This window comes from Vreelandella indica (assembly GCF_037070225.1).
GTDB classification, from domain to species: domain Bacteria; phylum Pseudomonadota; class Gammaproteobacteria; order Pseudomonadales; family Halomonadaceae; genus Vreelandella; species Vreelandella arctica.
The window spans coordinates 55,050-66,990 of the sequence record NZ_JBANSO010000027.1; the positions used below are offsets into that span (position 1 = coordinate 55,050).

At 51.5% G+C, this 11,941-nt stretch carries 12 protein-coding genes, 1 tRNA gene and 1 pseudogene; 5 read left to right on the forward strand and 9 right to left on the reverse strand.

Annotated features, from left to right (window positions below):
• Nucleotides 1-77: 77 nt before the first annotated feature.
• The 3 genes from yajC to queA all read right to left on the reverse strand — a co-directional run bounded on the left by yajC (nt 78) and on the right by queA (nt 2,791).
• Nucleotides 78-404: a preprotein translocase subunit YajC gene (gene yajC / locus V8L71_RS16840; protein ID WP_071695382.1), complete on the reverse strand. Its 327-nt coding sequence runs from the start codon at nt 402-404 to the stop codon at nt 78-80.
• Between the two features lie 143 nt (nt 405-547).
• Nucleotides 548-1,666, reverse strand: a complete 1,119-nt coding sequence (gene tgt, locus V8L71_RS16845; RefSeq protein WP_431313188.1) for a tRNA guanosine(34) transglycosylase Tgt — start codon at nt 1,664-1,666, stop codon at nt 548-550.
• A 93-nt stretch (nt 1,667-1,759) separates the two neighbouring features.
• The gene (queA, locus tag V8L71_RS16850) at nt 1,760-2,791 is read right to left on the reverse strand and encodes a tRNA preQ1(34) S-adenosylmethionine ribosyltransferase-isomerase QueA (RefSeq protein WP_336274866.1); all 1,032 of its coding nucleotides are present in this window, start codon (nt 2,789-2,791) and stop codon (nt 1,760-1,762) included.
• A gap of 114 nt (nt 2,792-2,905) precedes the next feature.
• Here queA and V8L71_RS16855 point away from each other — a divergent pair.
• Nucleotides 2,906-2,992 (forward strand) — tRNA-Leu (locus V8L71_RS16855).
• Nucleotides 2,993-3,046: 54 nt separating this feature from the next.
• Here V8L71_RS16855 and V8L71_RS16860 read toward each other — a convergent pair.
• The 4 genes and pseudogenes from V8L71_RS16860 to V8L71_RS20760 form a co-directional block, all read right to left on the reverse strand.
• On the reverse strand, nt 3,047-3,886 hold the full coding sequence (locus tag V8L71_RS16860; protein ID WP_298965953.1) for a tyrosine-type recombinase/integrase: 840 nt from the start codon (nt 3,884-3,886) through the stop codon (nt 3,047-3,049).
• A gap of 26 nt (nt 3,887-3,912) precedes the next feature.
• Nucleotides 3,913-4,248: a helix-turn-helix domain-containing protein gene (locus tag V8L71_RS16865; protein ID WP_290698573.1), complete on the reverse strand. Its 336-nt coding sequence runs from the start codon at nt 4,246-4,248 to the stop codon at nt 3,913-3,915.
• A gap of 131 nt (nt 4,249-4,379) precedes the next feature.
• Nucleotides 4,380-4,745, reverse strand: a complete 366-nt coding sequence (locus V8L71_RS16870; protein WP_298965961.1) for a S24 family peptidase — start codon at nt 4,743-4,745, stop codon at nt 4,380-4,382.
• Between the two features lie 189 nt (nt 4,746-4,934).
• Nucleotides 4,935-5,117: pseudogene (locus V8L71_RS20760) on the reverse strand (helix-turn-helix domain-containing protein); the annotation flags it as partial.
• A gap of 802 nt (nt 5,118-5,919) precedes the next feature.
• On the opposite strand from V8L71_RS20760, the gene V8L71_RS16875 reads away from it, so the two are divergent.
• The 4 genes from V8L71_RS16875 to V8L71_RS16890 all read left to right on the forward strand — a co-directional run bounded on the left by V8L71_RS16875 (nt 5,920) and on the right by V8L71_RS16890 (nt 10,040).
• Complete coding sequence (locus V8L71_RS16875) at nt 5,920-6,336, forward strand: DUF6088 family protein (RefSeq protein WP_298965964.1); 417 nt, start codon at nt 5,920-5,922, stop codon at nt 6,334-6,336.
• Nucleotides 6,333-7,295, forward strand: a complete 963-nt coding sequence (locus V8L71_RS16880; protein WP_298965966.1) for a nucleotidyl transferase AbiEii/AbiGii toxin family protein — start codon at nt 6,333-6,335, stop codon at nt 7,293-7,295. Before V8L71_RS16875 ends, V8L71_RS16880 begins: the two co-directional genes overlap by 4 nt.
• Before the next feature lie 291 nt (nt 7,296-7,586).
• Nucleotides 7,587-8,141 carry a hypothetical protein gene (locus V8L71_RS16885; protein WP_298965968.1) on the forward strand — a complete coding sequence of 185 codons (555 nt, stop codon included), beginning with the start codon at nt 7,587-7,589 and terminating at the stop codon, nt 8,139-8,141.
• A 231-nt stretch (nt 8,142-8,372) separates the two neighbouring features.
• On the forward strand, nt 8,373-10,040 hold the full coding sequence (locus V8L71_RS16890; RefSeq protein WP_298965971.1) for a hypothetical protein: 1,668 nt from the start codon (nt 8,373-8,375) through the stop codon (nt 10,038-10,040).
• A 118-nt stretch (nt 10,041-10,158) separates the two neighbouring features.
• Here V8L71_RS16890 and V8L71_RS16895 read toward each other — a convergent pair whose 3' ends face one another.
• Nucleotides 10,159-10,509: a helix-turn-helix domain-containing protein gene (locus V8L71_RS16895; RefSeq protein WP_336274867.1), complete on the reverse strand. Its 351-nt coding sequence runs from the start codon at nt 10,507-10,509 to the stop codon at nt 10,159-10,161.
• 65 nt (nt 10,510-10,574) lie between these two features.
• Entirely contained in the window at nt 10,575-11,279 is a 705-nt protein-coding gene (locus V8L71_RS16900; protein WP_336274868.1) for a YagK/YfjJ domain-containing protein, read from the reverse strand.
• Between the last annotated feature and the right edge of the window lie 662 nt (nt 11,280-11,941).

An 11,941-nucleotide genomic window follows, 5' to 3' on the forward strand; every position in this document is an offset into this window, starting at 1 on the left:
GCAAAGTTCACCATCATTTATACCATGTCACCCCTGCCGGGGTGGCTGGCACTGGCTCGGCAGGGGTACTACAAGGTTTAGATGGACTTGATGGTGCCTTTAGGCAGTACGGCGGCAACGGCGTTCTTCTGCACGTTAACTTCGGTGCCTTCAGAGATCTCGATGGTCAGGAATTCGTCGCTCACTTTAGTGATACGACCCACCAAACCGCCGCCAATGACGATCTCATCGCCTTTGTCCAGGTTGCTGACCAGTTGCTTGTGCTGCTTGGCACGCTTGGCTTGCGGGCGCCACAACAGGAAGTAGAAAATCAGCACGAAGCCGACCAGCATGACGATTTGCGCAATACCACCGCCAGCGGCGGCTTCTTGGGCATGGGCTGGTGAGATGAAGAAATCCAGCATTGTAGAGAGCTCCTGAGTTAGAAAAAGCTTAGGTTTTTAGATGCCTGGTTTTGAAAGGCTTAGTTTTTAAAAGCTTGGTTATTAAATATGACCAAACAGTTTAAACCACCCGCCATGGCGCGTGGCGATTAATTCGCTAGGTTTTAGGTAGCAAGGGGAGGCACCGGCAGGCCGCGCCGTGCATAGAAGCCTTCCACAAAGGTCGTCAATGTACCCGCTTCAATTGCCGCGCGCAAATCAGCCATCACACGCTGGTAGTAACGTAAGTTGTGGATGGTGTTGAGCATTGAACCGAGCATTTCATTGCAGCGGTCTAAGTGGTGCAGGTAACCCCGCGAGAAACTCTTGCAGGTATGGCAGTCGCACTCTTCATCGAGCGGACGGGTGTCAAAACGGTGCTTGGCGTTACGGATTTTGACCGTGCCTTCCGAGGTGAATAGGTGGCCGTTTCGCGCGTTGCGGGTGGGCATTACGCAATCGAACATATCCACACCGCGACGTACGCCTTCCACCAGGTCTTCAGGTTTTCCGACGCCCATTAAGTAGCGCGGCTTCTCATCCGGCATCCAGGTGGGCAGATAGTCGAGCACCTTGATCATCTCTTCTTTCGGCTCGCCGACGGAAAGCCCGCCAATCGCCAGGCCATCAAAACCGATCTCTAACAGCCCTTTGAGCGAGCGTTCGCGCAGCTCAGGGTGCATGCCGCCCTGAATGATGCCGAACAGCGCGGAAGGGGAGTCGCCGTGGGCATCCCGCGAGCGTTTGGCCCAGCGCAGCGACAGCTCCATGGATTTTTCGGCTTCCTCAAAGGTGGCCGGGTAGGGCGTGCACTCATCAAAGATCATGACCACATCGGAGCCCAGCGAACGTTGAACCGCCATGGACTCCTCCGGGCCCATAAAGACTTTGCTGCCATCCACCGGCGAGCGGAAGTGCACGCCCTGCTCGGTGATTTTGCGCGTTTCGCCCAGGGAAAAGACCTGAAAGCCGCCGGAGTCGGTCAGAATCGGTTTATCCCACTGGGCGAAGTCGTGCAGGTCGCCGTGAGCTTCAATCACCTCGGTGCCGGGGCGCAGCCATAGGTGAAAGGTATTGCCCAGGATGATCTCGGCGCCGATCTCTTTGACCGAATCCGGCGTCATGCCTTTTACCGTGCCGTACGTGCCCACTGGCATAAAGGCTGGGGTTTCGACCGTGCCACGGGGAAAGTGGAGGCGGCCACGGCGGGCGCGGCCATCGTCGGCCAAGCGCTCAAAGCGCATAAAGCATTCGTTTCGCATAAAGGTAACTCGTTAATCTCGTTCGTTTGGCGCGACTGGAGCAGGGCAAGCGGGGCAACAATCAGCAGTCAGTAACTAGCGGGTCAGCAGCATGGCGTCGCCATAGCTAAAAAACGCATAGCGCTCGGCCACTGCCCGTTGGTAGGCGTGCATGGTGGTGTCGTAGCCCACAAAGGAGGACACCAGCATCAACAGGGTCGATTCAGGCAGATGGAAGTTGGTAATTAAAGCATCCACGCAGCGCCACTGGTAACCGGGATAGATAAAAATATCGGTATCGCCACTATAAGGCGCGATCTGGCCATCGCTACTTTTCATGCAGGCGCTTTCCAGGCAGCGCACGCTGGTGGTGCCTACAGCGATCACTCGCTTGCCGGCTGCCAGGGTCTCGCGCACTTGCTGGCAGGTGGCTTCCGTGACCTCAATCCATTCGCTGTGCATGTGGTGTTCAAGGATGTTGTCGACGCGCACCGGCTGAAAAGTGCCCGCGCCCACGTGCAGCGTCACAAAGGCACGGTTAATGCCTTTATCTGCCAGCGCATCCAGCAGCGGCTGATCAAAATGCAGCCCAGCGGTCGGCGCCGCAACGGCACCGTCACGCCGAGCGTAAACCGTTTGGTAGCGCTCACGGTCGCTAAGCTCGTCTTTGCGGGTGATATACGGCGGCAGCGGCATATGGCCGTGTTTTTCAAGCAGCGCAATCATCGGCGTATCGCCTAAAAATCGCAGCTCGAACAGCGCGTCACGGCGGCCTTCTACGATGGCGTGAACGTCACCCTCGAAAATCAGCTCCGTGCCGGGCTTGGGCGATTTACTCGAGCGAATATGCGCCAAGCCGCGGTGGGCATCCAGCGGGCGTTCCAGCAGCATCTCCACTTTGCCGCCGCTGGCCTTATGGCCGTGCAGCCGCGCCGGAATTACGCGGGTGTCGTTAAACACCAACAGGTCGCCCGGCTCTAAAAGCTCAAGCAAATCAGGAAAGCGCCGGTGCTCAAGCGCGCCGCTCTGGCCATCTACACACAGCAAACGGCAGTCGCTACGCTGTTCAGAAGGGTAGCGAGCAATTAATTCCTCGGGTAGCTCGTAATGAAAATCCGCGCGCTGCATGGTGTATAACTCTTAGCGTTGATCAAACAGGCGGCATAGGATAGCGCTTTGGCTGCATAAAGTCAGTCAATGTGATTGACCCACCTAGAAATTTACGTATACTACGCACGCATTGCCGGTATGGCGGAATTGGTAGACGCAGCGGATTCAAAATCCGCCGCCTTTACGGGTGTGCCAGTTCGAGTCTGGCTACCGGCACCATCTTTGAAATCAGGCGCTTAGGCGCCTTTTTTTGTGCCTGTAATTCTCTTGCGTTTAGTGCTTGGTCGCAGTTTGGTCGCAGAATGCCCCGCTAAGCTGCGGCAATCGCGCCCCTATATCGTCCAGTCCGGCGTCAAAAATATGACTGTAGCGACTGGTAACGAGCAGGCTGGAATGCCCCAAGAGATCCCGTACCCTGGTCATGCTCTCGCCCGCTTGCGCTAACAGGCTGGCGTAGCTGTGGCGCAGGTCGTGAAACCTTAGATCATCCCGCTGTATCGCTGCCCGAGCAGCTTCAAACGTGACCCGTAGCGTGTGCTTTTTACTTGCAAACGGCAGGTCACGCAGCCACGCTTGTGCATCAGCGGGTACCGGTACCACGCGCACCTTCCCGTTCTTCGTTTGATCTGGTCGCAGTACGATGCGACCACCGTGCACGTTCGACGGCTCTAGCGATAAAAGCTCGCCCTGGCGCAGCCCTGTCACGGCTGCCAGGGCGATGACTTTCTTGTCATCACCACGGCTATCGGGGATCGCCTGCAGCAGCCGCCGCAAGTCACCCTCTGTTAGATAAACATGCCGTTCGTTTTTGGGGTTGGGCTTTTTGAGCTTGTCACCCAGCGGCTGGTTTATCCATTCCCACTCTCGGTAAGCAAGGTTCAGCACACGCTTAACCACCTGCACGTGGTTATTGATCGTGCTCTGGCTACGGCCTTGCTTGCGCAGATCCCGCGCCATATGCCTCGCCTTATCTACTGCCTCAATACCTAGCATCACATCCGAGCCCATGTAGGCCACTACGGGCCGGATCGCTTTCACCTGGCTAGCCACATCATACTCATCTATCCAGCGCTCGACGCCTTCGAGAAAAGTGCGCCGTGGCTGGCGACCCATTATCTCACCGTTAAACCGCGCGTCATTTATTGCAGCGTTGCGCGATGCGGCGTATTCGTTTGCTTGTTTTTCACCTTCCCTGGTGCCTGCAAACGTGCGTTGATGTCGCTGACCGTTGTGCGTTTCCGTAACGACCCAACACCCGCGTTTTTCCCTGTATCGGACTGTGATTCCCATTTGCGTTCCTCGTTCTGAGGGCCGCGCTTGCAGCTCTCAGCATAACTCTCCACTGCGCTCTGCTCAAAGCGAACGGCCTTGCCAAACTGAATAAATCCGATCCGATGCTTGTTGCTGTAAACCCAGCTCAAGCTCATGCCTAATTTTTCTGCAACGTCTTCTGGTTTTAGCAATTTGTTTGACATGGGAAACCTCTGTTGCCTCATGGAGCTGGTCATAAGGCTATAATACTAAAACGCATTAGATAGTCAATTCGTTTTCGTATTAAAGAGGGCAAGCCTGGTTTGTGGAGAACCTGAGGTATGCACGAGGGAAGTTACAACTTGATCCTAGCTTCGATAGCTACCGCCAATATGTGACAGTTATCGTCTAATGAAATCAGTGGGTAGGCTGGGTTAAGTGGTTTCAAGTAGCGCCGACCACTCTCTTCTATCAACATGCGGAGCGTTGGCGTCGGGCTGTCAGGGAGTTCGACAAGGACCAGCTTTCCGGGCACCGCCTGTAGACCTGTGTCTAATAGCACAAGCGTCCCCGCAGGCAGGCTAGGAGAGGCCCCGATCGGCGCAGCCATGGCATCACCACACATCTTGAGCCAGAAAGCCACTCCGATCTTTAAGTAGTCACATGATTCAAATTGATTTTTCTCGCCGGGTGCACGTGCATCCAGCCGATTAGCTTGCATAGCTTCGGACCAGGGGAGAATTGGGTACGACCAAAAGCGCGGGGGAGGAGCCGCTCTATCGGGCCGTGCAGATACGGCTGAAGCAGTTGCTGCTCCTACTCCTGCTCCTATCCCCATCCACGGTATTCCCCTGTTCGGCAACCCAACGACACCTTGGCTTCCGTCGCCATGGGCAAGAAAACTAGCAGTAGTCCCTAACGAGGCTGCTAGCTTCTCTAAGTTATTAATTCTTGGAGAATTGCTTACACCCTTCAGTATGCGATGTATGGTTGGCTGTGGCACCTTGGAGCGCCGAGCCAACTCATTTTCACCAATGCCCTGCTCTTCCATGAGCTGGCGTAGCCTCTCTCCGATCGTTATTGCTGTACTCATGCAGGGCTACCTATCTATGTGGTGACTTTCTCAATACGTAAATGTATTGATTTTTCAGTCCTTCGTCCATGCCAATAGCCAGATTTGCGGTCAAGTCCCAGAGCTGATAACAGAAACCTGCTTCCGCTGGATGACGACAGAGCAACAAGCGAAGGAATAGGGCATCCTGTAATCTACGAAAATTTTATTTCTCCCCGCCAGTTATTCGACCCAATTCTTCCTGCGCAAGTGCGTGACATGATTTGATGTTGTTAACCTTGCAGCATACGTTCGATCGTCTGGCCTCTATGACAACCAATAGAACCCTCGGTATTTTCTTGATGTTAGTAAGTATCCAAGCTGGTAAGTAGTGGTGAATTAGTGGCCGAAGCAGCCAGAAGTAAAGGTGTTCAAGAAAACTGCGCTCAATAACCACTTCGTTCATGGCAATTGAGAGGCTTTCGATGAGATTCAATGGAACGCACACCAGTTTAGGAAAGAACTACTGAATGCAGGGTCTCCTGGTGCCAGCGGATGTCGGTTTCCTGTGGATGCGAGGCTTCGCCCATACGGTGGTGGTGTGGAACGTTAATTAGGAAAAGGATATTTCGCTTCTTACATGCTGAGATTGTTTTTGGGCGGCTCGGAATAGAGACGGGACGTGGAGAGCTTTGCGGCGGTTGTATTTTTTATTTTAACTGTTAAATATCTGTTTATTTTGAATAAAAATAAATTTTATTTTTTCATAGTGTCGTGTTTTTGTATTTATCAGTCTGAAGGTATAGAGTAACTATCGTCATTGTCCAGCTACTGGAGGCGTTACATGACTACTCAAACGCTTGAGTCACGCACTCGTGACAAAATTCGCAAGAGTCGGCGAATGGTATTTCTACGTGATGATTTCGCTGCACTGGGTGGTTATGACCAAGTTGGCCGTGTGCTTCGGCAATTAGAAGCGCAGGGAAGATTAGTACGTATTGGTAAGGGGCTATACGCTAAAGCGCGCCCAAACCGTATCACGGGTAAACCAATGATTGCGGCGCCCGGTGGCTTTGATCAAGCCGCCAAAGAGGCATTGAATCGCCTAGGGGTTCAGTGGGAGCCAGCCAGTGCAGAAAAGGCTTATCAGGCGGGCCGCACACAAATTCCGGCGCGAGTGATGGTCAGAGTCAAAGGCCCGTTTCATCGCCAGATTGCCTACGGCAAATATCGCTTGGGTATTGAGCGTGCTTCTGCATGAACATCGATCCGGGACTGTTTCCCGATGTGGCGGATGCGCTGGGCATTGATAGCCCTGCTATCGTGGAAAAAGATGTTTATGCCGTCCAGTTATTGAGTCTGCTTTCAGCGCTGTATTCGGAAACGTTTGAGCTGGTATTCGCAGGGGGTACCAGCCTAGCAAAAGCCCACCACAAGCTTTTCCGTATGTCCGAGGATATCGATATCAAGCTTGTTCCCCGCGATGGGATAGCAACGGGCATGTCTCGAACGGCGCTTAAGGCAGCACGAAAGGCGATGCTGACCGAAATAGAAACAATCATCAGCCGTTCTCAGATTCTAGAGATTGATCCCGATGATGGTACCGTCAAGCGTAACGAGTACCGGTATGCGGAGTTTACCGTTCGCTATCCCCGAACCCAAGGCGGCATTTCTGCGCTTCGACCTGACTTGAAGCTAGATGTCACAGCATCAGAACTTTATGAGCCCGCCGTGGTTTGCTCTGTCAGCTCCCTGTATGCCGAAGCACTTAATTTACCCCCAGAGGTAGCTTCCTTTCCGGTGGTTAGCCTGCCTGCCACGATCAGCGAGAAGCTGGTGGCATTACTGCGTCGCACAGCTCACGTGAATCGTGATCCTTCCCGAAAAGACGACGAAACGTTGGTGAGGCACGTCTACGATCTTCACATGGCGACATCCGGCGGATATGACATGGCCGCGTTACGCACGCTAGTACAGGCAGTAATACAGACGGACATAGCTCAGTTTGGCAACCAACATGCACAATTCGTCACTAGCCCAGCGGATGAACTGCTATATGGCCTGGGATGCTTACAGACCCATCCTATCCATCAGGATCGATACGAGCGCTTTATCGGCCCGCTGGTTTATCACGATAAGCCCGCGACCTGGAATGAAGCTTTTCAGACAGTAAACGAATTAGCTCAACAGCTGCTGCCGGTCGGTAGTGCTGAGCGCTAAAGCCTGCTTTTACAATACTGCGCGTAGTGTGCTTATCACATAACACCCTGAATCACTGTCTAAGCCGCTTTTTGCGGCTTTCTATGCCGTGACCTAGCTACCTACTAACTTTATGGAATAAAGCGCTAGGCGGAGGCCATCTATTTTGCGTTAAACTACTAATCTTTTAGGCATTCTAGGTATCCATGCCTCCCAAAATATCACCGATTTGCTGAAATCACATTTGCTCTGTGGCTTACAGAAGTTGGTTGTCCACGTTCAGCAAAACAGCTAATAGGCATTCTAACGACCATGAATATTTACAATGCCCCCGTCAGCCATAAGACCCAAGTGCGGCCCGCGCAGGTACGTGACATGATTCGCCACTGCGAGGCGTTGCAAGAGGCTTTCTACCACCTTAATAGTCAGATGAATCAAGATTTCAGAAAGTGGTGGGAGACTCAGTCTCTTGCCCGAGCATGGGGAACAGCGTGGCCTGCTTTGCCAGAAGTGCATGCGTTTCGGGAGGCTGCGTTGAGTAACCATTTTGTCTGTAGCAAAAAGTGGCCAACGCTTGACGAGCTTGCTGCGGATCACACGCATTATTTCTTGCGCGCAGATTTGCAGACGAATTGCCCGAATATCCCTGAAAGTCCTGATTTTATGTGGTTGCGCCAGTTCATTCATTCGGTCGTTATTTGGGATGTTTCTACCCCGGATGGCGACTACCCCCTACTGGACGTGGCTAGATCCAAGTTCAACTGGGAATCTATGGCCGAGCTTCTGCAGCGTCAGCTCGACCGAGCCGAGCACGTTAGCGATGATTCTTGGGCAGAAGTACGCCGTCCAAGTATATTTCCATCCTAACGGCATGACGCAGCCTGTTGGCCGCTTTCGTCCATATCCGCAACCAACTATTGGGAGTTCAAAGCGTTCTGCCAACCTGTTTGCAAAGCAGGCTACCACCATCGATAGCATTGAGTACAACATCGTGGATGTGCAAAAAAATACCCAGCAATTAGCAGGGCTATTGGGTGAAATATAATCTTAATCGGTCAATAGCGGCCATCAGGCGGCGTGCAATGGAATGGAGAGGCAATGAGTAGCGAACACGACTTCTCGTACGACCCTAAAACAGGCGAGTGTGAGGCCCCAAAAAATGAAAACTGGGATATACCACCAAATCCGTTTCTTCAGCCGCCCGCCCAAAGCAACGTGCTTTCAGAGAATTCCCCTTCTCAACACGCTCAGCAGCAAGTAGTACCGAAATCTTCAGTAAAGGCGAGGGGCGGGAATAGAAGTCGTAAAGACAGGATAGTGACTGAAATTCACCAGTTGTTAAAAAAACATTACTTTAAAGGCGTCACATCACGCGGCACGCAGTTTTTGATTAATTGGCACACCTCATTGGCAACTCCTTTGGAGGTGGAAGGGTTACTCAGCGACATTCAGAGTTTGGCTCTCAACCTTTCAGGTTTAGCTATTGCTCCACAAGAAGTGAAGTTGGCATTAGGGGCTATCAAAGGCGACCCTCCTGATGCTCAAAATTTATCAGCGAGTATCGGTTTGACTGTGCTGGGTGGACAGGGGAGGCTATATTTATTGACTCCTGAAGGTATTGTAGAGATACATGCACAAGGAGGGTACCGTTTACCGGAGCAGTTACAGGAACCAATTGGCTTCGTTCGTCTAAAAAATACCAGGTCACCACTTTTTTCCGTTTTTTTTAGCCAAATATCTAATCAGCCACTAACAGATTTTTTGAACCAGCTAAATGTGCCTAAAGAGAGCCAGCTACTGGTGCTAGCGTGGCTCGTAACGGGCATGATCCCCAATGCCGAAAATGTGCTTTTAGAAATTGTTGGTGAGCGCTTCAGCGGGAAAAGCACGCTGCAGTCTGCTTTGAAGACCTTGATAGACCCTAGCTTAGAACCGTTGATAGGTGATATTCCTCAAACACAGGCACAAATGTTCGAGTTAGGCAAACGAAATCACGTTATTAGCCTGGATAAGGTCGATAAGCTAACTCCCAAAGCCCAAGAGGCATTAACGACCCTTTTGAAGGGCAAACTTACCGATATTAGTACAGCGAAGTCTTCGGATGCGACGCAAGTGTTCCTCAGCCATCCTGTTATTCTTAATAGCGCTGAAAGCGTGGTGACATGGGCAGATTTGGCAGATCGGAGCGTCATGGTGTCGTTACCACGGCTGGAAAAGATCGTGGATCATTTTCTTGAAAAGCCGGGGGCCAATGGTGCCTTTCAACTTGCCTTTGCGAGCTTAGTTACGTTGTTAAGTTATGTTCATGCTAGTTGGCAATCCGTTAGAGCTACTGCAGCCCCTGCAGGGATGGTGGATTTTTACTGTATTGGTATAGCGATAGCTGAGGCGATGGGAGGAAGCGCTTCGGACTTTGATCAGCAGCTGACGACAAGCTTGGAACGGCGTTTCGAGATGGAGCTTTATGAGCACCCTGTAGCAGCAGCTGTTAGAGATTTACTTGGAGCTTCTGGCAAAGAAAGCTTGGATCTGCCTGTCGGGGAGCTGTTGCAAAAATTGAATGACTTTCGACCTGATGATGCACTGGATAGCCAGTGGCCTCGTGGCCCAAGAGATCTAGGATCAAAGCTAGATAAATGTTCAGGCTTGATGGAGGCATATGGCATGCGTGTCGGCCCAACTGAGCGTAAAGGAAAACGCGGTGTTTACCATCGTAAAATTGAAAAATGCACCCCTCAGCTATACCGCGCACGATCACCATTTTAAAAATTGCTAATCCTCTAACCGAGGATCAGGTAATTTTTCAAGGCAGGATATCTGGAGGTGTAAAATTAATTTATTTGTTAATTTTCTGTATTTATAGCGTTTATTTTTAATTAATTAGCTATAGATGTCCAGTTCGTTGGCTGCGGTGTCCTTCTAGCCACCGGCAAAGCAGCGTCTGCCCTGGACCTTTCGGATAGCGCCGCCCCTGCAACCACTCCTCTAGGGTGCGGCATGGCACCCCTAACTCTTCAGCCATTTGGACTTGAGTAATGCCTCGCTGCTTACGCAAGGCAGCAGCATCGCGGATTAGTCTGCGCTTAGGTTCATCCTGCTCCATGGCAGCTAGTCGTACTTGATCGCAGTCTAATGATTCCGGCAGGTAGGCCTGTGATTGGAGATGACATGGCGTGTTTGAACCAGCAGTATTGCTTATCGACGCGGTAGGGTATTGCCAAGGATATCGTGCCATGAGAACTCTCCTATATACCAAAAGAAAAGGCCCGTCAAAGCGGGCCTATACAATGGGGTAGAGTCTTATTTTCTGCTCGTCATCAAGCCGTGGTGCCCTTCACCAAAATGCTTGGTATGAGCTTTACAGAGATAGCTGCTACGTCGGAAAGCGTCGGGTAGTAGGTGATAGTCTAGGCTGGGGTCAAGGTAATATTGCCTTACACCTTTGCGATTAAAGCCGCACTGCACCCCATCCACAGCTTCCTCGTCGGTCGTCTTCAAAGCACTGGCCCATGCGCCTACTATCAACCAGAACGGGTTATCTTTTTCTGACTCTATGACGCCAATATGGCGAAAGGCATGGCCATTGAGTAGAAGCATGACGTGATAGTGAAGCCCTTGGTTCTTACCCCCAATTTCACGGGCAATGATGTAGCGAACGGGGCATTTGTGAGGGCTACGTTTACGGTGAAGGTTAGCTTCAATCTTGGCTTCTAACGAATCTAAGAAAAGGCGAATTACTCGATTGCCACCTGCATTTTCGGGAAGAGAGACTTGCGCTGGAACCTTTAGGTCAAAGCACACCACCAGTACCTTGCTATGTGCCTCCAATGCCCTATCAAATACCTTATAAGCGCGGTCGAGATAACTTGTGATCACAGGCCCGTCCTTGGTGAGCACGGGGAGGGTGACATTTTCCTTTGGAGAGTATTCCTGACTGTAATGTTTTGTGTGATTGCGGTTCTGTTTTAGGTGCTTCGGTTGTTTCTGACGTTTGGACTGTTTCATGACGGTGGCTCCGTTAACTTTAAGAAGCGAGTCTAGTTGACTCGCCAGTATTGCCACGCGTAAGGGAGCAGCTAAGGAACGACGGCAAGTGCTATCGATAACCAATATGTGCGCTTGCTTCACGCTCCACTCGGTCAGCTATTTGAGCATTGATCCGGATAACGGTTAGCGTTACGACAGGGTTGGTGTTTGAGCACCACCCAGTCTTGCTAGTGTGCTCAATGATGGTGTTATAAATACACCATTGAATAAGCTCACCCAATAGCTCTAACGCAGTAGGTATATATTAACATTTACCTAATTAGCGATACCCGGTCATGCTTCGGTACCGCTGACACTTTTATCGATTATGTTAAGCGCTACCTAGCGTTTTTTGTCCCAGCAGTGCTCCCACAAAAAATGCACTCGTGGCATCAGATAGCCACTTCGTGTAAAGAATTACATCACCCCGTTCTAGTTACTCCGGCGTTTGCCGTCGCAGGCCGTAATTCCCCACTTTTTTACGTTGCTGCCGGACACATAGTATGTAGAACGCAAACACTGCGTATTCCGGCGAACGTGACCGGTCATTCCGGTGATCGTGACCGATTTGCACACGGCCTTCACGCTGGAGAGAGTTTTGTACGCTGAGCGGTCACGATGGGTCAACCGATTCCGTTTTT

Coding starts and splice junctions, on each gene's coding strand:
- V8L71_RS16870 (WP_298965961.1), bottom strand. CDS start 4,745: ATGCAAGCTAATCGGCTGGATGCACGTGCACCCGGCGAGAAAAATCAA.
- V8L71_RS16890 (WP_298965971.1), top strand. CDS start 8,373: ATGAGTAGCGAACACGACTTCTCGTACGACCCTAAAACAGGCGAGTGT.
- V8L71_RS16865 (WP_290698573.1), bottom strand. CDS start 4,248: ATGTCAAACAAATTGCTAAAACCAGAAGACGTTGCAGAAAAATTAGGC.
- tgt (WP_431313188.1), bottom strand. CDS start 1,666: ATGCGCTTTGAGCGCTTGGCCGACGATGGCCGCGCCCGCCGTGGCCGC.
- V8L71_RS16885 (WP_298965968.1), top strand. CDS start 7,587: ATGAATATTTACAATGCCCCCGTCAGCCATAAGACCCAAGTGCGGCCC.
- V8L71_RS16860 (WP_298965953.1), bottom strand. CDS start 3,886: ATGGGTCGCCAGCCACGGCGCACTTTTCTCGAAGGCGTCGAGCGCTGG.
- V8L71_RS16875 (WP_298965964.1), top strand. CDS start 5,920: ATGACTACTCAAACGCTTGAGTCACGCACTCGTGACAAAATTCGCAAG.
- V8L71_RS16900 (WP_336274868.1), bottom strand. CDS start 11,279: ATGAAACAGTCCAAACGTCAGAAACAACCGAAGCACCTAAAACAGAAC.
- V8L71_RS16895 (WP_336274867.1), bottom strand. CDS start 10,509: ATGGCACGATATCCTTGGCAATACCCTACCGCGTCGATAAGCAATACT.
- yajC (WP_071695382.1), bottom strand. CDS start 404: ATGCTGGATTTCTTCATCTCACCAGCCCATGCCCAAGAAGCCGCCGCT.
- V8L71_RS16880 (WP_298965966.1), top strand. CDS start 6,333: ATGAACATCGATCCGGGACTGTTTCCCGATGTGGCGGATGCGCTGGGC.
- queA (WP_336274866.1), bottom strand. CDS start 2,791: ATGCAGCGCGCGGATTTTCATTACGAGCTACCCGAGGAATTAATTGCT.